Source organism: Streptomyces sp. NPDC025638 (assembly GCF_055558775.1).
In genome coordinates this window covers 41,338-61,957 of sequence record NZ_JBVHLX010000023.1, presented here as the reverse complement: position 1 = coordinate 61,957, position 20,620 = coordinate 41,338, and the positions used below count along the sequence as shown (strand labels likewise).

Sequence of the window (20,620 nt, the reverse complement as noted above, 5' to 3'; positions counted from 1 at the left end):
CTACGCGTACCCCTGTCCGCGCCGCGTAGGCTGGACACAGCCCGTGCTTCCTGTATAGCCCCGAGAGGTGTCCCGTGTCCCCGCGTCGCAACCGAGCCAAGGGAGCCGGCTCGTCCGGCCGGAGCGCCGAGGAGGACCGCGGCGGCCGCTACGGCGGCTGGCAGTCCACGGAGAGCTGGCAGGGGGAGGAGTGGTACGTGCGCCATGTGGCCGGGGCGAGCGCGGAGGGCAAGACATACCGCTGCCCCGGCTGCGACCAGGTGATCCCCTCAGGCGTCCCGCACGTCGTGGCCTGGCCGGAACACGCCGGCATCGACGACCGCCGGCACTGGCACAAGGCCTGCTGGAACGCGAAGGACCGCCGCACCACGCGGGTGCAGCGGTCCAGGAGCGCGCCGAGATTCTGAGCTTCGTACAGCTCCGTACGACCTACACGTCCCGCTTCTGCAGCAGCGCGAGGGCTCCGCCGAACGCGACGGCCGTCACGCCCAGGATGATCCACAGCGGGTCCCAGCCGGACGGGCCCTTGTCGCTGAGGGAGTTGGAGTAGAAGACGCTCAGCTGGTTGGGGATCGAGTACTCGAACAGGGCCTCGCGCACCTTCTCCAGCGACGAGGAGAACATGAACAGCGCGATCACCAGCGGGGCCAGGACGGCGCCGATCATGATGGTGATGGCGCCCGCCGAGTGCCGGATGATCGAGCCGACGACCAGCGAGAGCAGGCCGAGCAGGGCGATGTAGAGGCTGATGCCGACGGTGCCCTTGAGCCATTCCCCGCCGGACGGGGTGCGCGCGCCGTTTCCTTCCAGCATGGACGCCTGGACCATGGCGACGAACGACGCGGCCGCGAGCGTGACCACGAAGGCGACGAGGAAGAACACGATCGCCTTGGCCGCGAGCACGCGCCCGCGGCTGGGGCAGGCGGTCATCGTCGTACGGATCATCCCCGTGCCGTACTCCGAGGCCGTGGTCAGCACGCCGAGCGTGATGATGCACATGCTGCCCAGGAGCAGTCCGAAGAAGCCAAGGCTCAGCGGGTTCTCGCCCGACAGGTCGGACGAGGAGTTGCTGACCACCGTACCGGCGAGCAGGCCGATGCCGACGACGAGGACCACGAACACACCGAGCGTCCACATCGTCGAACGCACCGACTTGATCTTCGTCCACTCGGAGGCCAGCGCATGACCGAGGTGGGTGCGCACCACCGGGATCGGCGAGGTGTAACCGGGGTACTGCCCGCCGGGCGCCGCCTGCCAGTTCGGCGCGGCTGCGGCTGCCTGCGGCATCGGGGGCTGGTGGGTGCTCATCGGGCGTCCTCGGGCTTGGTCAGGTCGGCGGTGGCGGAAGCGGCGGCCGGCTGCGGTGACGATTCGGCAGCGGGGGCCGGGGCCGCGGGCTGTTGCTGGGGTGCCGCCGCGGCGGGCTGCGCGTACGGGTTCGGCTGTCCGGCGCCGGGGGCCCCGGCGGGAGCGCCGTAGGGCCCCGTGGGCGCCGCGCCCGGCGCCGCCTGGCCCTGCGGCGGGGCGAACGGCCCACCGCCCTGCTGGGGCGGCGGCGGGGCGTACCAGCCCGGCTGGCCCTGGCCCGGTACCGGCATCGGCGGCTGGGCGCCGGGCGGCAAGGGCTGCTGGAGGCCGGCCTTCTGGTCGATGGTCGAGCGGTAGTCGACGGCGCCCTGCGTCATCCGCATGTACGCCTCCTCCAGGGATGCCTGGTGCGGCGACAGCTCCCACAGCCGTACGTCGGCCTCGTGCGCCAGGTCACTGATGCGGGGGAGCGCGAGTCCCGTGACGCGCAGCGCCCCGTCCTGCTCCGGCATCACATGCCCGCCCGCCTCGGTGAGCGCGGAGGTCAGCTTCTCGCGCAGCTGGGGCTCGGTGTCGGGCGTCCGGACGCGCGCGAAGTCGGCCGAGTTCGCCGAGATGAAGTCCTTGATGCTCATGTCGGCGAGCAGTTGTCCGCGCCCGATGACGATGAGGTGGTCGGCGGTCAGCGCCATCTCGCTCATCAGGTGGCTGGAGACGAACACGGTCCGTCCCTCCGCCGCCAGCGCCTTCATCAGATTGCGCACCCAGAGGATGCCCTCGGGGTCGAGGCCGTTGACCGGCTCGTCGAACAGCAGCACCTGTGGGTCGCCGAGCAGCGCGGCCGCGATGCCGAGCCGCTGCCCCATGCCGAGCGAGAAGCCCTTGGACCGCTTCTTCGCGACGTCCTGGAGGCCGACGACCCCGAGCGCCTCGTCCACCCGCCGGGCCGGGATGCCCGACAGCTGGGCCAGGCACAGCAGGTGGTTGCGGGCGTGCCGGCCGCCGTGCACGGCCTTGGCGTCCAGCAGCGCGCCGACCTGGCGGGGGGCGTTGGGCAGCTTGCGGTACGGGTAACCGCCGATCGTCACCGTGCCCGCGGTCGGGTTGTCCAGCCCCAGGATCATCCGCATGGTCGTCGACTTGCCCGAGCCGTTCGGCCCGAGGAAGCCGGTGACGGCTCCGGGCCGCACCTGGAAGGAAAGGTTGTACACGGCGGTCTTGTCGCCGTAGCGCTTGGTCAGGCCGACAGCCTCGATCATGCTCCGCACCCATCGAAAGGTTCAGGACAGCGGGGCACACGCCCCCGTAAGGGTTAGGAGGATAACCGGGCGCTGACGGTTCCGCCCAAGGAGAAGTAAAACGTCAGGCGTCGCGCTTCTTCAGCAGCAGGTATCCGCCCGCGATCGCGGCGATCACCCACAGCACCATGATCCCGAGCCCGCCCCAGGGGCCGTAGGGGGTGTCGTCGTCGACCCGCGGGACCACCTGCATGATCCGGCTGCCCGCCTGGTCCGGCAGGAACCGGCCGATCTTCTTGGTCGCGTCGACGTTGCCGAGGATGTTGGAGATCAGGAAGAAGAACGGCATCAGGATGCCGAGCGACAGCATCGGCGAGCGCAGCATCGAGGCGACGCCCATCGAGAACATCGCGATGAGGGTCATGTAGAACCCGCCGCCGAGGACCGCCCGCAGCACCCCGGTGTCGCCGATCTCCGTCCGGTGGGAGCCGAGCATCGCCTGCCCGAGGAAGAAGGCGGCGAAGCTGGTGACCATGCCGACGGCCAGGGCGAGCCCGGTGGCCACCGCGATCTTGCTGAACAGAAAGGTGCCGCGCTGCGGTACGGCGGCCAGCGAGGTGCGGATCATGCCGGTGCTGTACTCGTTCGACACGACGAGCACCCCGAACACGATCATCGCCAGCTGCCCGAGCGTCATGCCCGCGAAGCTGATGAAGGTGGGGTCGAAGGAGAGCCGCTCCCGCACGGGCATCTTGTCGAACTGGCTCCTCGACAGCGCCGAGATCAGCATGCCGAGGGCGACGGTGACGACCACGGCGAGGGACAGCGTCCACACGGTGGACGCGACGGACCGGATCTTCGTCCACTCGGACCGGACGACCTGTGCGACCACCACGGCTCAGGCCCCCTTCCAGTCGGCGCCCCAGTCCTGCTGGACGGGGGCGGTGTCTGCGTGTGCGTGGTACTCCACCGACTCCGCCGTCAGGCGCATGAACGCCTCCTCCAGGGAGGCCTGCTGCGGGCTCAGCTCGTGCAGCACGATCCCGCCTCGCGCGGCCAGCTCGCCGATCTGCTCGGCCTTGCCGCCGTCCACCTCCAGCGCCCCGCTGCCGGACTCGACGGCGGTGATCCCGCCCTCGTGCAGCGCATCGAGCAGCCGCTCGCGCTGCGGGGAGCGGATCCGGACGTACGACCGCGAGTTCTGCCGGATGAAGTCGGCCATGGAGGTGTCGGCGAGCAGCCGCCCCTGACCGATGACCACGAGGTGGTCGGCGGTCAGCGCCATCTCGCTCATCAGATGGCTGGAGACGAACACGGTCCGGCCCTGCGCGGCCAGCGACTTCATCAGGTTGCGGATCCAGTGGATGCCCTCGGGGTCGAGCCCGTTGACCGGCTCGTCGAACATCAGGATCCGGGGATCACCGAGCAGCGCGGCCGCGATGCCGAGCCGCTGTCCCATGCCCAGCGAGAACCCCTTGGCCTTCTTCCGTGCCACCGCCGTGAGCCCCACGCTGTCCAGCACCTCGTGCACCCGGCTCCTCGGGATCCCGTTGCTCTGCGCGAGGCACAGCAGATGGTTGAACGCGCTCCGCCCGCCGTGCACCCCCTTGGCCTCGAGCAGCGCCCCGATGTACGTCAGCGGGTCCTTCAACTGGTCGTAGTGCTTGCCGTCGATATTGACGTCGCCCGCGGTGGGGTGGTCGAGTCCGAGGATCATCCGCATGGTCGTGGACTTCCCGGCGCCGTTGGGCCCGAGAAACCCCGTGACGATGCCCGGCCGCACGGCGAAGGTCAGATTGTTGACCGCGACCTTCTCGCCGTACCGCTTGGTCAGCCCCGCCAGCTCGATCATGCGGACACGCTAAGACGGGACGAAGCCCCCTGCCACCGGAGCGGCAGAGGGCTTCGCTGTGTTCTGTCGGCGTACGCCAGGTGTTACCGGGACTGCTGGGCCGGAACACCCCGGGAGATCGGCTCGTCCTCGGCCGGGGAGCCGGCGGCGGCCACCGCGGCGCCCGTGAGCGTGGCGAGCATCTCGCGGACGTTCGTCAGCTGGGCGTTGATGGAGTCGCGGCGGTTGGTGAGAGCGGCCAGCTCGCGCTCGGATTCCGAGCGGATGCGGTCGGCCTTGGCGTTGGCGTCGGCGACGATGTCCTCGGCCTGGCGCTGGGCCGTCTCGACCGTCTGGCGGGCACGGCGCTCGGCGTCGGTGCGCAGCTTCTCCGCCTCCAGACGCAGCTGCTCGGCGCGGTGCTCGATCTCGGCGAGACGCTTCTCGGCCTTGGCCTGACGCGAGGCCAGGTCGCGCTCGGACTGCTCGCGGCGCTTGGCGAGGTTCGTCTCGAAGTCGGCCGCGGCCTGGGCGGCCTTGGCGCGGGTCTCCTCGAAGAGGGCGTCGGCCTCCTCGCGCTTCGACTGCGCGTCCTTCTGGGCGTCGGAGCGCAGCTGAGAGGCGTCGCTCTTGGCCTTCTCGACGATCCGGACGCCCTCGTCCTCGGCCTTGGCCTTGCGCTCCGCGGCGAACGACTCAGCGTCGTTGCGGACCTGCTGGGCCGCCGACTCGGCGAGCTCGCGGTGCTGCTCGGCCGCGCGCCGGGCCTCGTCGCGCAGATCCTTGGCCTCCTCCTCGGCGAGGCGGAGGATCTTCTCGACACGCGCACCGAGACCGGCGTACGACGGCTCGGCGTCGGTCACCTGGGCCTGGGCGTTCTGTGTCTCGAGGTGGAGCTCCTCGATGCGCTTTTCCAGAGCGGTGATGCGGGCGAGAGCGCTGTCACGGTCGGAGACGAGCTTGGAGATCCGTTCGTCCACCTGAGCGCGGTCGTACCCACGCCGCACTAGCTCGAAGCCGTAGGGGGAAGTGTCGCTCATGGGGTTCCTGTCGAATGAGACCGGTGAGGTGATAGGTGGAATCCTAGGGGCCGAAGCGGTGTGTCATCGAGCGGATACGTGTTTGATCTGGAGAATGACACCTCTTTTGAGTGGTCAACCCGCGCAGCGCTTGCCAACGACTCGGACAAAGGCCCCAGAAGGCAACGGAATCGACGGGTTCGGCTAGTCATCCGAAGACTTGCCACCCGAACGAGGCGTCCCGATCGTTGCCCCCGCCTTGACGCCGCCGTCCTTGCCCGTGCTCGGCGCCTCGAATGAGGTCAACGCCTCCAGCACGGTCTGGACACGGGAGATCTCCGCGTTGATGTCCTCGCGGCGGCGCACCAGGATCTCCAGCTCGCGCTTGCCCTCCTCGACCGTCTTCTTGGCCTCGCGGATCGCCTCGGCCTTGAGCTCCTCGGCCTCCCGGACGAGCGTGGCCTTCTTCTGCTCGGCCTCCTTGAGCAGCGTCTCGGCCTTCTTCACGGCCGCGATCCGGACCTTGCCCGCCTCGGAGTTGGCCTCCGACACGATCTCCTTGGCCTTCGCCTGCGCCTTGGCGTGCTGCTCCTCGGCGGACTTGATGAGCGCGTCACAGCGGTCGCCGGTGGACTTCATGGTCTCGGCGGCCTCGCGGCGGGCCCGCTCGTGCAGCCCCTCGATCTCGCTGGTGATGCGGTCGCGCAGCTCCTCCGCGCGCTCCCTTATGGCGGTGGCGTCCCGGCGGGCGCCGACGAGCAGCTCGTCCGCGTCCGTACGGGCCTTCTCCACCATCCCGTTGCCCTCGACCGTCGCCTCGGAGACGAGGCGCTCCGCCTCGCTGCGGGCGGCGCCGACCATGGTGTCCGCCTGCGACTCGGCGTCCGCGGTGGTCTGCAGCGCCTGCTGCTGCGCCTCGGTGAGCAGCTTGTCGGCCTCGGCCGTGGTCTCCGTGATGAGTGTGTCGACCTGCTCGGCCGCCTCGGAGCGCCGCTTGTTGGCGTCCTTGCGGGCCTCGTCCAGCGTCCGCTCGGCCTCCTTGCGCGCGGACGAGACCAGCCGCTCGGCCGCCGCCTCCGCGTCCGCCCTGAGCCGCTCGGACTCGTTCCGGATCCGCTCGGCGTGCTGCTGTGCGGAGCCGACCGTCTCGGCGGCCTCGGCGCGCAGCCGCTCCGCGTCCCCGGTGGCGTCCGTGATCAGCTTCTCGGCCTTGGCGATGGCCTCCGCCCGGACCCGGTCGGCCTCCGCGATCGTCTCGGTCTGGAGCCGCTCCGCCTCGGAACGCGCCTCGGTGATGAGGGTGTCCGCCTGCATCGCCGCGTCCGAGCGGATGCGGTTGGCGTCGTCGCGGGCGTCCGCCCGGGTGCGCGCCGCGTCCTGGTCCGCCTGGGCGATGGTGTCGGACGCCTCCGTCCGCACCCGCTGGGCGTGCGCCGCCGCGTCCGAACGCAGCCGCTCGGACTCGGCGATCGCCTCCGCCATCGTGCGCTCGGCGAGGCTCTTGGCCGCCTCCGACTCCTCGTTCGCCTCGCGCCGTACGCGGGTCGCGTCCTCGCTTGCCCGCTCCCGCTCGGCGTAGGCGTCGGCGCGGACGCGGTCCGCCTCCTCCTCGGCCTCCCGGCGCGTACGGTCCGCCGCGTGCTCGGCGGCGGAACGCAGGCCGGTGATCTCATCCTGTGCCTGCTCGTGCAGACCGACGACGGAGTCCCGGACCTGCTGGGCGTGCTGCTCGGCCGCCGACACCATCTCGGTGGCGCGCCGGTCGGCCTCCTCGACCAGCCGGACGGCCTCGGCCTGCGCCTCCTCCACCCGGTTGCGTGCGGAGGCCAGCAGTTCCTCGCTCTGCTCGCGGGCCCGTTCGCGCTCCTGGTCGGCCTCCTGCCGGGCGGAACCGAGCAGTTCCTCGGCCTCGCGGCGGCGCCGGACGGCCTCCTCCTGCGCGGCGGCCAGCGTCTCGGACGCCTCGGTGCCGAGGCGCTCGGCGGCGGCCTGCGCCTCCGCCCGTACCCGGTCGGCGGTGTCCTGAGCCTCCGACTTCAGCCGCTCGGCCTCGGCCGCGGCCTCCGAGCGCAGGCGCACGGCGACGTTCTCGCCCTCCGCGCGGGACGCGGACGCGTCCGCCGCCGCTTCGGTGCGCAGCCGCTCGGCCTCGGTCTCCGCCTGCTGCTGGAGCGAACGGATGCGCTCGGCGGCCTCGGCGCGCAGCCGCTCGGTCTCCTCGGCGGCCTCCCGGCGGATGCGGGCGGCCTCGTCGCGGGCGTCGGACAGCGCCTGCTCGGCGGAGGTGAGCCGGTCCTCGGCCTCGGTGCGCAGCCGGGTCAGCTCGTCGGCCGCCTCCAGTCGCCGGGCCTCCACCGCGCGCTCGGTCTCCTCCCGCAGCTCGCGCGCGGCCCGCTCGGCCTCCTCCTTGAGCGCCTCGGCCTGCTCCTCGACCTCCGCGCGGTGCCGTTCGGCCTCCTTGCGGGTGCGCTCCAGGGTCTCCTCGGCCTGCCGGCGCAGCGTGGTGGCGCGCTCGATGGCCTCCGTACGGACCTTCTCGCTGTCCGTCGTGGCGCTCTGCCGCAGCTCGTCCGCGTCGGCCTTCGCCTTGGACAGCAGCTCCTCGGCGGACTTGGCCGCCTCCTCGATCTGCTGGACGGCTTCGCGCCGGGCCTCGGCACGGATGCTCTCGCCCTCGGCGACCGCGTCGGCACGCAGCTGCTCGGCCTCGCCGCGCAGCCGGCGCGCCTCCTCCTGCAGCTCGACCGTCTTGGCGCGGTACTCCTTGGTGTCGTCCTTCGCCGCGCCCTTGAGCTGCTCGGCGAGGTCGTGCGCCTCGGCGCGCAGCCGGTCCGCCTCGGCCTCCGCCTCACGGCGGATCCGCTCGGCCTCCTCGCCGGCCGCCTTGGTGGTCTTCCGGGCCTCCTCCGAGGCCTTGTCGAGGACGTCCTCGGCGGTCTTCGCGGCCTTGCCCAGCTGGGAGGCGGTCTCCTCGGCGGTGACGCTGCGGGCCTTCTCGCCGGCCTCGGCGAGGATCTTCTCCGCCTCGGCGCGGGCGTCCGCGACGATCTGCTCGGCGTCCGCCTTGGTGGCCTCGGCCTCCTTCGTGGCCTCGCTGACCAGCCGGGCGACCTGCTCCTTGGCCGTGCGCGTACGCTGCTCGTTGGCCGACTCCGCGCTGGTCAGCGCCTTGGCGGCGGCCTCCTTGGCCTCGGTGACCAGCTTCTCGGCCTCGGCCTGCGCCTTGCGCACCGCCTCGTCGGCCTGCGCGATGCGCTGCTCGGCGGCCCGGCTCAGCTCGCTCGCCTGGCGGCGGGCGGTGTCCGACTCCGTCGCGGTGGAGCTGCGCAGCTGCTCGGCGTGGTCGGTGGCTTCCTGGGCCTGGGTGGACGCGGCGTTCAGCAGGCGCTCGGCGTCGGTCCGGGCCCGGCGCAGCAGCTGCTCGGCCTCCGCGCGCGCAGACTCGGCGTCGCTCGTCAGCCGCTGCCGGGCCTCGTCGGTCAGCCGCTCGGCCTCGGCACGCGCGGCCGCCATGGCCTGCTCGGCCTCCGCACGGGACTCGTCGAGCAGCCGGCGGGCCTGGGACTCCGTACGGGCCCGCAGCTGCTCCGCCCACGCCACGTTCTCGTTGACGTGCGACTCGACGGTCTGCCGGCGCTCGGCCAGCTCCTGGTCCAGCTGCTGGCGGCGGGCCACGGCCTCGGCGTGCAGCTCGGCCTGCAGGCGGGCGGCCTGCTCGGCGTGCTCCTGGAGGATGCGCTGGGTCTGCGCGCGGGCCTGGCTCAGCTCGCGCTCGGCGTCCATGCGCAGCTGGTCGGCCTGCATCTGCGCGTTCCGCAGCAGCTGCTCGGCCTGATAGCCGATGTCACCGCCGTCGAAAGCGGGCCGGGACATGATGGTGCGCCGTGCCTCGTGCAGCTTGGCGCGCAGCACCTCGACCTGGTAGCCGAGGTCCTCGGCGTGCTGGATCGCCTTTTCCCGCTCGGTCTTCAGCCGCTTCATCTCGGCCTCGAACCGAGAGAGGTGGTCGACGTCAGCCGCCGGCTCTCGCTCCTGGCTCTCGTAGCCCCGCACTGCGCGGTCCCATCCGTCCCCTGGTAGCAGGCCTGTCCAAACGAGCTCCGTCCATCCGCCGAACGGGGCCCCCGGGGAATGGTGTCAGATCAACGGCGGTGCACGGGCTCTGCTGCCCGACGCTCGCCCCCCGAAACCCGGACCCCGGCATGCGGCCGCCCGCGTGGTGGCGACGACCGCCCCCAACCCTACCGGCCCCTATGTACGAGGGTCAGTGCTCAGGTGACTCAACAGGCGCCGAAGTGACCAGTTCTGTCAGGACACCGTGACAATCCTTGGGATGCAGGAAAGTGATCCGCGACCCCATGGAACCGCGCCGTGGCTCCTCGTACAGAACGCGTACGCCCTTGTCACGGATGTCCGCGGCGTCGGCGTCGACATCCGCCGTACCGAAGGCGATGTGGTGGACGCCCTCGCCGTTCTTCGCCAGCCACTTCGCGACCGTGGAGTCCTCCCGGGTCGGTTCGAGCAGCTGGAGGTACGAAGCCCCGCCGTCGGACGTATCGTTGATCTTGAGCATGGCCTCGCGTACGCCCTGCTCCTCATTGACCTCGGAGTGGAAAACCTCGAAGCCGTACGTGGCCCGGTAGAACTCGACGGTCGCGTCGAGGTCATGACAGGCGATCCCGATGTGGTCGATTCGCGTCAGCATGGATTCAGTGCAGCGCTCCGAAGGTGGTTACGCAACGTGCGCGCGATCACACCGACGGCCCGATGACGGGGTGCAGTACCGCTCAGTACATTCGAAGTAAACCCTCGTTCACTCCTCAGCTTTGTGCAGCTGGAAGGGGATCGCACCTCATGTCAGGAACGAACAGCACGACCTCCGTCATCGTCGCGGGTGCCCGCACTCCGATGGGGCGGTTGCTCGGCTCGCTCAAGTCATTCAGCGGGGCCGACCTCGGCGGTTTCGCGATCAAGGCAGCCCTCGACCGTGCGGGGATCGGCGGCGACCAGGTGCAGTACGTGATCATGGGTCAGGTGCTGCAGGCCGGGGCGGGGCAGATCCCGGCGCGCCAGGCCGCGGTCAAGGCCGGCATCCCGATGAGCGTCCCGGCGCTCACCGTCAACAAGGTGTGTCTGTCCGGCCTCGACGCGATCGCGCTGGCCGACCAGCTGATCCGCGCCGGCGAGTTCGACATCGTGGTCGCCGGCGGCCAGGAGTCCATGACCAACGCGCCCCACCTGCTGCCGAAGTCCCGCGAGGGCTTCAAGTACGGGGCGATCGAGATGCTCGACTGCATGGCGCACGACGGTCTGACCGACTCCTTCGAGGGAATCGCCATGGGCGAGTCCACGGAGAAGCACAACACGCGTCTGGGCATCCAGCGTCCCGAGCAGGACGAGATCGCCGCGCTGTCGCACCAGCGCGCCGCCGCAGCGCAGAAGAACGGCATCTTCGAGGCCGAGATCACCCCGATCGAGATCCCGCAGCGCAAGGGCGAGCCGGTCGTCTTCAGCAAGGACGAGGGCATCCGCGGCGACACGACCGCGGAGTCCCTGGGCAAGCTGCGCCCGGCGTTCACCCGGGACGGCACGATCACCGCCGGCACCTCCTCGCAGATCTCGGACGGTGCGGCGGCCGTGGTCGTGATGAGCAAGGCCAAGGCCCAGGAGCTCGGCCTGGAGTGGATCGCGGAGATCGGCGCCCACGGCAACGTGGCCGGCCCGGACAACTCGCTCCAGTCCCAGCCCTCCAACGCCATCCTGCACGCCCTCAAGAAGGACGGCCTGGAGGTCTCCGACCTGGACCTCGTCGAGATCAACGAGGCGTTCGCCGCGGTCACGGTCCAGTCAATGAAGGACCTTGGCGTCTCCACCGAAAAGGTGAATGTCAATGGCGGCGCCATCGCCCTGGGTCACCCGATCGGTATGTCCGGTGCCCGTCTCGTGCTGCACCTGGCGCTGGAGCTGAAGCGGCGCGGCGGCGGGGTCGGCGCGGCCGCGCTGTGCGGTGGCGGCGGTCAGGGTGACGCGCTGATCGTCCGGGTACCCAAGGCCTGAGTCCCCGTACGACAAGCAAGCGGTACGTCTCGTAAGCGAACGGAGCTGTGATGCAGGACGTCTCCTCTCTGGTGGCCCAGGCCAGGGAAGGCCGGCCGCGGGCCGTGGCCCGGCTGATCTCCCTGGTGGAGGGGGCGTCCCCGCAGCTCAGGGAGGTCATGGCGACGCTCGCGCCGCTGACCGGCAACGCCTATGTGGTCGGTCTCACCGGCTCCCCGGGCGTCGGCAAGTCGACGTCCACCTCGGCGCTGGTGACCGCGTACCGCAAACAGGGCAAACGGGTCGGTGTCCTGGCCGTCGACCCGTCGTCCCCCTTCTCGGGCGGAGCCCTGCTCGGTGACCGCGTCCGGATGTCGGAGCACGCCTCCGACTCCGGCGTCTACATCCGTTCCATGGCCACCCGCGGCCATCTGGGGGGCCTTGCCTGGTCGGCGCCGCAGGCGATCCGCGTCCTGGACGCGGCAGGCTGCGACGTGATCCTGGTCGAGACGGTCGGCGTGGGCCAGTCGGAGGTGGAGATCGCCTCCCAGGCCGACACCTGCGTCGTCCTCCTCGCGCCCGGGATGGGCGACGGCATTCAGGCGGCCAAGGCCGGAATCCTGGAGATCGGCGATGTGTACGTGGTCAACAAGGCAGACCGCGACGGCGCCGACGCCACGGCCCGCGAACTGAACCACATGCTCGGTCTGGGCGAGTCCCGCGGCCCCGGCGACTGGCGCCCGCCGATCGTCAAGACGGTCGCGGCCCGCGCCGAGGGCGTCGACGAGGTCGTGGAAGCCTTGGAGAAGCACCGGGCGTGGATGGAGGAGCGGGGCGTCCTGGCCGAGCGCCGGCTGGCCCGCGCCTCCCGTGAGGTCGAGACGATCGCGGTCACGGCCCTGCGCGAGCGCATCGGCGACCTGCACGGCGACCGCCACCTCGGTGCGCTGGCGGAGCGCATCGTGGCGGGGGAGCTGGACCCGTACCGTGCGGCGGACGAACTGGTGGAAAGCCTGACGGAGCGCTGACGGTCGCCAACCCCGAGGCGCGGCTGCTAATTTGATCCGCATGTTCCTCTCCTTGGCGTAGAGCGCACACCGCGCCGCGACGACCGCATGTTGTCGAGGACGGTCAGGTGTCCCCGCTCCGTCTCCTTCCGAGGAACCGCACGCATGTCCGCGCCCGCTTCGCCATGCCCCGCCCCCACCTCACGGCGGCCCTCGTACGCCGCCGTCCTGCGCGTCCCGCACGCGCGCCGCACCTTCGCCGCCGCCCTGGCGGCCCGCCTCTCCTACGGCACGGTCGCGCTGTCCGTGCTGCTGTCGGTGACCCGGGCCACCGGCTCGTACGCCGCTTCGGGCGCCGTGATGGCCGTCTTCGGCGCCTCGGCGGTCCTGCTGATGCCCGTGCGGGCGGCGCTCGTCGATCGTTACGGCCCGCGCCGCTCCCTGCTCCCCATGGCGGTGGCCCACAGCGCCCTGCTCTGCGCACTGGCGGCCCTGACCTGGCGTCCCGGAGCATCCCCGGCAACGCTCGCCGCTGTCACCGCCCTCACCGGCGCCTGCGCGCCCCCGCTCGGCCCCACCATGCGCGCGGTGTGGGCCGAACTCGTCGGTGACCGGCGGCTTCTGCAGCGCGCCTACAGCCTGGACGGCGTGGCGGAGGAACTGCTGTTCGTCTCCGGGCCGGCCCTGGTGGGCGTCCTGCTGCGCTTCGGTCCGCCGCCCGTGGGGCTGCTGCTCAGCGCCGCGCTGATGGTGACCGGGACCTGCGCGTTCGTGACGTCACCGGCGGTGCACGGCACCGGGGGCCCGAAGCCGGGGGGCGTACGCCGGGGGCGCGGATTCCCACCGGGACTGCTTCAACCCATGGCCGCGGCGGCGGGCCTGGGCCTCGCCCTGAGCGCTGTGGAGCTGCTGGTGACGGCCTACGCGCGGCAGCGGTCGTACGACGACGCGGTGGTCCCCTGGATCCTCGGTGCCCTCTCCGCGGGCAGCGCGGCGGGCGGCCTGCTGAACGGGGCGATCGCCTGGCGCGCCCCGGCGCGGGAACGCCTGCCGTGGTTCATGGCGGGCGCGGGCGTGACCCTCTCCCTGGCGGGCCTCGCGCCGGGGCCATGGACCCTCGCCGCCGCCATGACCTGCGCGGGCGCCTTCGTGGCCCCGACCCTGACGACGGCGTACCTCCTCGCGGAGGAGACGGCGCAGGAGACGACCCGGACCCGGGCGGGGGCCTGGGTGAACGCGGCGGTGAACGCGGGCAGTTCGACCGGCTCGGTGACGGCCGGCCTGCTGATCGGCCGAGTCCCGCTGTGGGCGTGCTTCGTGCTGGCGGGCGCGGTGGCCGTGGTGACGGCGTCGGCCTGCCGCCCCGCCGCGCCCACCCGGGCCGGCCTCACCGCCGGACAGCAAACGGCAGACGGGACCTGAACCACCCCGCCTGCCGCCAGGCTGCCGCTTCGCTCGGACCGCCGTCAGGGACGCCCCCGCTGCCCCCGCAGATGCTCGGCGATCGGCTTCAGCGCCTTGTCCAGCTCCGCCAGCGCATCCGTCGACAGCAGATCGATGAAATGCCTCCGCACGGACGCCACATGATGCGGCGCGACCTTCTGCATCGTCTCCATGCCGTGCTCGGTGAGCACCGCATAGAGCCCGCGGCGGTCGGACTCGCAGTTCTCGCGCCGCACGAGGTTCGCGTTCTCCATGCGTGTGATCTGGTGCGAGAGACGACTCTTGGACTGGAGGGTGGCGGACGCGAGGTCGCTCATCCGCATCCGTACGTCCTCCGACTCGGACAGATTCACCAGGATCTCGTAGTCGTTCATTGTCAGGCCGAACGGCTGCAGATCCTTTTCGAGCTGGTACGTCAACAGCCTGTTGACCTCCAGGTGGGTGCGCCAGGCGCACTGCTCCGCATCGGTCAGCCAGCGCGTGGCCGTGTCGGTCTCCATGAATGAAGTCTACCTAAGAAGTTGAAAGATGAACTAGTGAGGGTGGTGTGACAGTGCGCACGCGTTCGACGTCACACTCCGCAGACTACCGCTCACAGCCCGAAGCGACGCTGGAGGTCCCCCAGCTGTCCGGGAAGGCGCGGTGCGCCCGGAGGCTGTCCGTGACCTCCGGGTACCCCGCTGCCACCGGGTACTCCGGGCTCGTGCGGAACCGCTCCCGCGGCCTGCTCGGCCATGAGGGTTTCGGTCGACTGGAGCAGGACGGTACCCGCCCCCACGAACTCGAACTGGTGCTCCTCCCCGGAGGCCCCGCCAAGACCCGTCATTGCACGTAGACCGCCCATTACGCCGGTCAGGTAACCGTGGTCGTAGTGGTGGCACGGCGAGGGGCAGTCGGCCCACCCGACCAGCGCCTGAGGGTCCACCCGGATCGGAGGTTCCATGAACACCACCGGGCCGTTAGACGCGGCCACGAACTTGCCGGTTCCGATAAGGGTCAGAAAACCCGGCACGATCGACTGTTTGAGCGCAAGACTTGGCTGAAAAGCGAGCAGGTTGCCCGAGCGAATGGTCAGGTTGCCGTCGTCCAAGTCATACGAATTCACGTCGAAGGCCCGGTCGGCGAGGAGCATCTTGCCCGAGCCCTCCGCCACGACCCAGTCGCTCGCGTGCAGAGGCGAATGGAACGACGTACGGACAAGTCGGTCGAGTCGACCGTGCCCGACGCCGTTGAACTCGATCGCCCCGTAGTAGGCGATCATCTTCCCCTTCTGCAGGAACCACTGCCCGCTCTTGAGCTCCACGCAGAACGTGTACTTGTTGACGTTGTCGTCGACGGGCAGCGTCATGGGGTCGTGGATCACGGGGCCGGCCGCCCCGCCCCCCGGATACGTGGTCACAGCTTCTCCTCCGAGGCCTGGACGTACACCGTGCCGCTTCCGCTCAGCTCCAGCTGGAACGCCTCGCCGGAGCCGCGCCCCACCATGTCGCGCCAGCCCAGCGCGGTCGACAGCTTGTTGCGCACGTCGCCGTGGTGGGCGACGTAGGCCTGCGGATCGACATGGACCGGGCGCTGTGGAGTGATGGGAATCTCGAACACGCCCCCGTGCGCCATCACGGCGACGGCCCCGTGCCCCTTGAGGGTGGTCGTGAACAGCCCCTGCCCCGTCACCTGCCCCCGGACCATCCCCATGACCCCGCCCTGCGAGCCCATGAACATCGTGCCCTGCTGGAGCGTGCCCTCGAAGGCGAGCAGCCGGTCGGCCTCCACGTAGAGGGTGTCGCCGGAGAGGTTGATGACCTGTACGTGGTGGCCGCCGTGCCCGAAGAAGACGGTGCCGCTGCCCTCCACGGTCATCAGCGGGGTGGCCTCGCCCGCCACCCGGCGGCCGATCATCGACATGATCCCGCCCTGGCCGCCCTGGATGTTGGGTGTGAAGGAGACGTCGCCCTTGTATGCGAGCATGGCCCCGCGCTGACTGAACAACCGCTGGCCGGGCAGCACCGTGGCCTCGACCATCTTGGAATTGATCTCCCGAAGGGCCATCTCACACGTCCCCCGCGATCGTGTTCCGCTCGCTCGGCTGCACGTACACCAGGCCGTCCCCCTCGAACCGGATCTGGAAGGCCTCGCCGCCGCCCTCGCCGAAGAACGTGCGGAACGTCACACCGGACTGGACGGACTGCCGTACGTTCCCCTGGTGGGCGATGTAGGCCCCCGGGTCGACGATCAGCGGGTACTGGGAGCTGACCCGCAGCACGACGGCCGGCCCGTCGGAGGTGATGGCCGCCTGCCCGTGCCCCTCGACCGTGGTCGTGAACAGCCCGTTGCCCTGGGAGGCCCCCCGCAGCCCGGTGAAGGTCGTCCCCGTGCGCAGCCCGGCGTCGGTGGCGAGCAGATTGCTCGACTCCACGTAGAGCTTGTCCCCCTGGAGATTCACGAGGTTGATCTCGGACGCACGGTCCGCGAACCAGCACGTCCCGTGTCCCTTCACCTCCATCACGGTCATCTGCTCGCCGGTGAGCCGCCGGGTCACCATCCCCCGGAGCCCCTCACCGCCGCCGCTCAGCTTCTTGAAGGCCATCTGCCCGTCGTACGCGACCATCGAGCCGTTCTTCGCCTTCACGGCATCCCCGGTCATGTCGACGGCGAGAACCTTGCTTCCTTGAAGTCGGAACATCGCCACGCAGCGAAGGTAGCGGCGGACGACCGATGACGGACAGACCCCTCTCCCCGGGACCGGTGGGGCGTTTGCCACAATGGGCAAACGTTTGTGCTTGCGTTCACAAACCGCGCCGCACGAACCGTCGACCTCCCCTCCCACCGAAGGTGATCCGTGGACATCAAGACCGCCACCGCCATCCGCCGCCTGCGCCTGGTCTCCGTACCGGAGGGCATCTCCTGGATCGTGCTCGCCACCTGCACGGTCATCAAGTACACGGTGACCTCCAGCGTCGACGTCGCCCGGTGGCTCGGGCCGATCCACGGTGTGCTGTTCATCCTGTACGTGATCTTCTGGCTGGACGCCTTGAAGCGCGCCAAGTGGGACCGGAAGACGGCCGCCCTCTACTTCGCGTACTCGATCATCCCCGGCGGCGGCTTCATCGCCGAGCGAAGGCTCCGCCGCGAGGCCGAGGACGCGGTCATCGCCGCCCGCGCCCGCAAAGAAGGGATCGTGAACGCATGATCGTCGCCTTCTCCGTGACGCCCCTGGGCGTCGGCGAGGACGTGGGGGAGTACGTCGCCGACGCCGTGCGTGTCGTCCGCGAGTCGGGGCTGCCCAACCGCACCGACGCCATGTTCACCTCCATCGAAGGGGAGTGGGACGAGGTCATGGCCGTGGTGAAGCGTGCCGTCGCCGCCGTGGAGGAGCGCACGCCGCGCGTGTCGCTCGTCCTCAAGGCCGACATCCGTCCCGGTGTGACCGACGGCCTCACCTCCAAGGTGGAGACGGTCGAGCGCCATCTGGCCGGATAGCCGGACCGGAGTCCCGCGCGAAACCCCGGTCCCCAGGGCCGGGGTTTTCTCGTACCCACTCTTTGAGCGATCGCTCAAAGAGGTGTATTTTCCTGGTCGGATAGTTTGAGCAGTCGCTCAAAAACCTGGCCGGCATGGGGGAACACCGAATGGCAAGCAAGGCGCTCTATATCGAGGCGCGTATACGCGCCGACCTCGAAGAGCTGTGGACCCGTACCCAGGACCCCGCCCGGCATCAGCGCTGGGACCTCCGGTTCACCGAGATCGACCTCCTCCCGCGCGCGGAGGGCGAGCCACAGCGCTTCCGGTACGCCACGCGCCTCCTGCCGTTCCTCACCGTCTCCGGCACCGGGGTCTCCGCCGGCGAGAAGGAGCGCCCCGACGGCACCCGCACCTCCGCCCTGCGCTTCACCTCCCCGCACCCGCTCTCGCTGATCGCCGAGGGCAGCGGCTACTGGCGCTACGTCCCCGAGGCCGACGGCGTGCGCTTCCTCACCGGCTACGACTACCGCCCCCGCTGGGGCGCCTTCGGGGCGCTCGCGGACCGGCTGCTGTTCCGCCCGCTGATGGGCTGGGCGACCGCGTGGTCCTTCGACCGGCTGCGGCTGTGGCTGGAGCGCGGGATCACCCCCGAGCGGGCGCTGCTGAACTGGCTCGCCGAGCTGGCGGTCCGCGCGCTCGTGCTCGCCGCCGGCTGCGCCGGCCTCGGCCTCGGCTCCCTCGTCGGCCTGCTCGGCGCGCTCGCGCCCGCCGTGGCCTTCCTGTGCCCGCTCCTCCTCCTCGTCGCGATCTCCCTGGCCCTCTTCATGGCACCCCGCTCGGGCACCCCGGCCGCCCGCCGCTGTCTGCGCACCCCGCCCTCGCGCGTGCGCGCCCCCCGGCTTCTGTGCACCCTGGAGAACCCGTCATGAGCTCGATGTTCCGCACCGTCATGGGCCCGGACTTCGACCGCCTCCACCCGCAGCTGAGGCGCCGGTTCTCGGTGGGCCTGGCGAGCGGCGAGGCCTGCACCGGCCGGGGCGTGATGGACCGCATCTGGCACGGCGGGGCCTTCGTGAAGCCGTTCCTGGCCCTCGGCACCACCCGCAACATCCTGGTCCCGCGCGCGGGCAGGAACATTCCTTTCAAGATCGAGAATGTGCCCTACGCGGACACCTTCGGGCGTGAGACGGTGACGTTCGTGCGCACCTTCGACCTGCCCGGACGCTCCCGCCGCTTCGACGCCCAGATGGTGCTGAGCCCCAAGGGGGACCGCATCCTCGACTACCTCGGCACCCACCAGCACCTCGCCAGCGAGCTGCACTTCCGCGCCGAGCCCGACGGCTCTTTGCTCATCCGCTCCGGCGAACACCGCTTCCGGGAGGGCGCGGTCGACGTCCGGGTGCCCGAACTCATCGGCGCCACGGCCGAGGTGCGGGAGTCCTACGACGACGCGGCGGGCCGCTTCCGCATCCGCGTGCGGGTGGTGAACAAGTACTTCGGCCCGCTCTTCGGCTACGAGGGTTCGTTCACGGTGTCGTACACGGACATCCGGACCTGCGGCGTACGTCCCGGTCTGCGCCCGGTGCGCGAGGAGTTCCGCGCATGAGCCCGGAGACGGTGAAGTCCCAGGAGACCAAGACCAAACTCCTGGAGGGCGCGCTGCGGACGCTCACCGAACAGGGCATCGCCAAGACCTCGGCCCGTACGGTCGCGGCGGCCGCCGGAGTCAATCAGGCGCTCGTCTTCTACCACTTCGGATCCGTGGACGAACTCCTCGCCGCCGCCTGCCGCTACGGCGCCGAGAAGGCGGTCGCCCGGTACCGTGGCCGCCTCGCCACCGTCACCTCCCTGTCCGAACTCCTCGCCGTCGGCCGCGAGATACACGGACAGGAGCGGGCGGGGGGGCATGTGGCCCTCCTCGGCCAGCTGCTCGCCGGTGCCCAGACCCACGAGATCCTCCGTCCGGCCACCGCCGCGGGCCTCGACCTGTGGATCACCGAGATCGAGCAGGTGCTCAGGCGGGTGCTCGCCGACACCCCCTTCGGTGAGTTCACCGACCCGGCGGGCCTGGCGCGCGCCCTCGCCGCCTCGTTCGTCGGCATCGAGCTGTACGAGGGAGTGGACGAGACCGGCGCCCACGCCGCCCTCGACGCCCTGGAGCAACTCGGCGCCCTCGTGGCCGCGTTGGAGGAACTGGGCCCCGTCGCCCAGCGCGCGGTCCGCCACCACCTGCGTCGCGCCGGCCGCCGCTGACGGCCCCTCGCGGGGCGCCCTACTCGCCCGACGCCAGCATGATCCCCAGCGGTGTCCGCTCGTACAGCACCTGGTGCCCATAGCGTCGCGAGGTGAGCAGGCCCGAGTCCCGAAGCACCGTCAGATGCGCGGACACCGAGGACGCGGCGAGCCCGAGGCGGTGGGCGAGGGCGGTGGTGGTCGACGGTTCGTCCAGAGCCGTGAGCACGGCGGCCCGGCCACGGCCCAGGAGCCGTACCAGCGTGTCCGGGGCGCGGTCCGCGGGCTCGGACCACAGCCCGCCGATGCCGCGGGCCGGATAGACCAGGGCGGGCTGCCAGGGCGGCTCGAAGCCGGTGACCACGTCCGGCCAGCTGAACACGCTCGGCATCAGCACCAGGCCCTGCCCGCCGAGGTGCCGCTCGTACTCGCCCGCCGACTCGACGGTCAGCGTTCCGGCGTGCCAGCCGAAGCGCCGGCTGAGCTCCGGCAGCAGGCCGCCCAGGCCGACCTCGGCCAGCCGCCGGGAGTGGAAGGCGACATCGGCCTCCAGCAGGGCGCGCAGCCGGGGCCAGTCCGGTTCGACGAGGACGTGCCAGGCCTGTTCCATCGCGTCCGCCAGTTCCCGCACCATCCGCTCCGGGTCGGCCAGCCAGGCCCGGCCGTACGGCGACTCCAGCGCGCCGGGGGTGTCCGCGAGCGACCGGGCCGTGTCCGCGCGGGCCGCCTGCGGATCGGCCGCGCGCACGGCCGCGATCTCCTCCTCGAAGGTGGCCGCGGGACCGAGCGGGGGCGGGCCGAGCCAGTCGGGGGAGTGGCCGCGGCGCGGCATCAGCAGCCACAGCGGGGCCAGATCGAGCCCGGCGGCCGCCCGGCGGATCCGGCGCAGCCAGGGCGCGTGGTACCCGTGCCGGTCCGGGCGCTTGAGCGTGCGCACCGCGTCCTGCGTCTCCCACAGCGGCGACACCGCGAACCGGCACCTGAGAAAGTCCCCGTCCTCGAAATGCAGGCGCGACGGCACGGCGGACCTCCCCGGAACGACGACAT

At 71.0% G+C, this 20,620-nt stretch carries 21 protein-coding genes; 9 read left to right on the top strand and 12 right to left on the bottom strand.

What is annotated here, in order from left to right:
• The first annotated feature begins 74 nt into the window (after nucleotides 1–74).
• Nucleotides 75–407 (top strand): ATP/GTP-binding protein, encoded by a 333-nt coding sequence (locus ACZ4EG_RS40415; protein ID WP_453558864.1) that lies wholly within the window; start codon nucleotides 75–77, stop codon nucleotides 405–407.
• A gap of 22 nt (nucleotides 408–429) precedes the next feature.
• On the opposite strand, the gene ACZ4EG_RS40410 is transcribed toward ACZ4EG_RS40415, so the two are convergent.
• The 7 genes from ACZ4EG_RS40410 to mce form a co-directional block, all read right to left on the bottom strand.
• Nucleotides 430–1,308, bottom strand: coding sequence for an ABC transporter permease (locus ACZ4EG_RS40410; RefSeq protein WP_453558866.1), 879 nt, complete (start codon nucleotides 1,306–1,308; stop codon nucleotides 430–432).
• Nucleotides 1,305–2,567, bottom strand: coding sequence for an ABC transporter ATP-binding protein (locus ACZ4EG_RS40405; RefSeq protein ID WP_467794172.1), 1,263 nt, complete (start codon nucleotides 2,565–2,567; stop codon nucleotides 1,305–1,307). The genes ACZ4EG_RS40410 and ACZ4EG_RS40405 overlap by 4 nt, the downstream gene beginning before the upstream one ends.
• A gap of 103 nt (nucleotides 2,568–2,670) precedes the next feature.
• On the bottom strand, nucleotides 2,671–3,441 hold the full coding sequence (locus tag ACZ4EG_RS40400) for an ABC transporter permease (protein ID WP_467794171.1): 771 nt from the start codon (nucleotides 3,439–3,441) through the stop codon (nucleotides 2,671–2,673).
• A gap of 3 nt (nucleotides 3,442–3,444) precedes the next feature.
• Entirely contained in the window at nucleotides 3,445–4,398 is a 954-nt protein-coding gene (locus tag ACZ4EG_RS40395) for an ABC transporter ATP-binding protein (RefSeq protein WP_467794170.1), read from the bottom strand.
• Nucleotides 4,399–4,481: 83 nt separating this feature from the next.
• On the bottom strand, nucleotides 4,482–5,417 hold the full coding sequence (locus ACZ4EG_RS40390; protein WP_363294300.1) for a coiled-coil domain-containing protein: 936 nt from the start codon (nucleotides 5,415–5,417) through the stop codon (nucleotides 4,482–4,484).
• A gap of 183 nt (nucleotides 5,418–5,600) precedes the next feature.
• Nucleotides 5,601–9,449: a polarized growth protein Scy gene (scy, locus tag ACZ4EG_RS40385; RefSeq protein ID WP_467794169.1), complete on the bottom strand. Its 3,849-nt coding sequence runs from the start codon at nucleotides 9,447–9,449 to the stop codon at nucleotides 5,601–5,603.
• Nucleotides 9,450–9,660: 211 nt separating this feature from the next.
• On the bottom strand, nucleotides 9,661–10,101 hold the full coding sequence (gene mce, locus ACZ4EG_RS40380; RefSeq protein ID WP_363294302.1) for a methylmalonyl-CoA epimerase: 441 nt from the start codon (nucleotides 10,099–10,101) through the stop codon (nucleotides 9,661–9,663).
• A 149-nt stretch (nucleotides 10,102–10,250) separates the two neighbouring features.
• Here mce and ACZ4EG_RS40375 point away from each other — a divergent pair, with 149 nt between their 5' ends.
• From ACZ4EG_RS40375 to ACZ4EG_RS40365, 3 genes are all read left to right on the top strand, one after another.
• The gene (locus tag ACZ4EG_RS40375; protein WP_453558882.1) at nucleotides 10,251–11,453 is read left to right on the top strand and encodes an acetyl-CoA C-acetyltransferase; all 1,203 of its coding nucleotides are present in this window, start codon (nucleotides 10,251–10,253) and stop codon (nucleotides 11,451–11,453) included.
• Nucleotides 11,454–11,503: 50 nt separating this feature from the next.
• Nucleotides 11,504–12,460: a methylmalonyl Co-A mutase-associated GTPase MeaB gene (gene meaB / locus ACZ4EG_RS40370; RefSeq protein WP_467794168.1), complete on the top strand. Its 957-nt coding sequence runs from the start codon at nucleotides 11,504–11,506 to the stop codon at nucleotides 12,458–12,460.
• A 144-nt stretch (nucleotides 12,461–12,604) separates the two neighbouring features.
• Nucleotides 12,605–13,861 carry an MFS transporter gene (locus ACZ4EG_RS40365; RefSeq protein WP_467794167.1) on the top strand — a complete coding sequence of 419 codons (1,257 nt, stop codon included), beginning with the start codon at nucleotides 12,605–12,607 and terminating at the stop codon, nucleotides 13,859–13,861.
• Nucleotides 13,862–13,905: 44 nt separating this feature from the next.
• On the opposite strand, the gene ACZ4EG_RS40360 is transcribed toward ACZ4EG_RS40365, so the two are convergent.
• The 4 genes from ACZ4EG_RS40360 to ACZ4EG_RS40345 form a co-directional block, all read right to left on the bottom strand.
• On the bottom strand, nucleotides 13,906–14,382 hold the full coding sequence (locus ACZ4EG_RS40360) for a MarR family winged helix-turn-helix transcriptional regulator (RefSeq protein ID WP_363294306.1): 477 nt from the start codon (nucleotides 14,380–14,382) through the stop codon (nucleotides 13,906–13,908).
• A 92-nt stretch (nucleotides 14,383–14,474) separates the two neighbouring features.
• Nucleotides 14,475–15,230 (bottom strand): AIM24 family protein, encoded by a 756-nt coding sequence (locus tag ACZ4EG_RS40355; protein ID WP_467794166.1) that lies wholly within the window; start codon nucleotides 15,228–15,230, stop codon nucleotides 14,475–14,477.
• 47 nt (nucleotides 15,231–15,277) lie between these two features.
• Nucleotides 15,278–15,928: an AIM24 family protein gene (locus ACZ4EG_RS40350; RefSeq protein ID WP_453558895.1), complete on the bottom strand. Its 651-nt coding sequence runs from the start codon at nucleotides 15,926–15,928 to the stop codon at nucleotides 15,278–15,280.
• A 1-nt stretch (nucleotide 15,929) separates the two neighbouring features.
• The gene (locus ACZ4EG_RS40345; RefSeq protein ID WP_467794199.1) at nucleotides 15,930–16,562 is read right to left on the bottom strand and encodes an AIM24 family protein; all 633 of its coding nucleotides are present in this window, start codon (nucleotides 16,560–16,562) and stop codon (nucleotides 15,930–15,932) included.
• Nucleotides 16,563–16,718: 156 nt separating this feature from the next.
• Between ACZ4EG_RS40345 and ACZ4EG_RS40340 the strand changes: the two genes are divergently transcribed.
• From ACZ4EG_RS40340 to ACZ4EG_RS40320, 5 genes are all read left to right on the top strand, one after another.
• The gene (locus ACZ4EG_RS40340; protein ID WP_453558898.1) at nucleotides 16,719–17,069 is read left to right on the top strand and encodes a DUF3817 domain-containing protein; all 351 of its coding nucleotides are present in this window, start codon (nucleotides 16,719–16,721) and stop codon (nucleotides 17,067–17,069) included.
• On the top strand, nucleotides 17,066–17,359 hold the full coding sequence (locus ACZ4EG_RS40335; protein WP_453558901.1) for an MTH1187 family thiamine-binding protein: 294 nt from the start codon (nucleotides 17,066–17,068) through the stop codon (nucleotides 17,357–17,359). Before ACZ4EG_RS40340 ends, ACZ4EG_RS40335 begins: the two co-directional genes overlap by 4 nt.
• A gap of 149 nt (nucleotides 17,360–17,508) precedes the next feature.
• The gene (locus tag ACZ4EG_RS40330; protein ID WP_453558903.1) at nucleotides 17,509–18,270 is read left to right on the top strand and encodes a hypothetical protein; all 762 of its coding nucleotides are present in this window, start codon (nucleotides 17,509–17,511) and stop codon (nucleotides 18,268–18,270) included.
• On the top strand, nucleotides 18,267–18,947 hold the full coding sequence (locus ACZ4EG_RS40325) for a DUF4166 domain-containing protein (RefSeq protein WP_467794165.1): 681 nt from the start codon (nucleotides 18,267–18,269) through the stop codon (nucleotides 18,945–18,947). The genes ACZ4EG_RS40330 and ACZ4EG_RS40325 overlap by 4 nt, the downstream gene beginning before the upstream one ends.
• Entirely contained in the window at nucleotides 18,944–19,594 is a 651-nt protein-coding gene (locus tag ACZ4EG_RS40320; protein ID WP_467794164.1) for a TetR/AcrR family transcriptional regulator, read from the top strand. The genes ACZ4EG_RS40325 and ACZ4EG_RS40320 overlap by 4 nt, the downstream gene beginning before the upstream one ends.
• Nucleotides 19,595–19,613: 19 nt before the next feature.
• Here the strand turns inward: ACZ4EG_RS40320 and ACZ4EG_RS40315 are convergent, their stop codons facing one another.
• Nucleotides 19,614–20,594: an ArsR/SmtB family transcription factor gene (locus tag ACZ4EG_RS40315; RefSeq protein ID WP_467794163.1), complete on the bottom strand. Its 981-nt coding sequence runs from the start codon at nucleotides 20,592–20,594 to the stop codon at nucleotides 19,614–19,616.
• Nucleotides 20,595–20,620 lie beyond the last annotated feature (26 nt).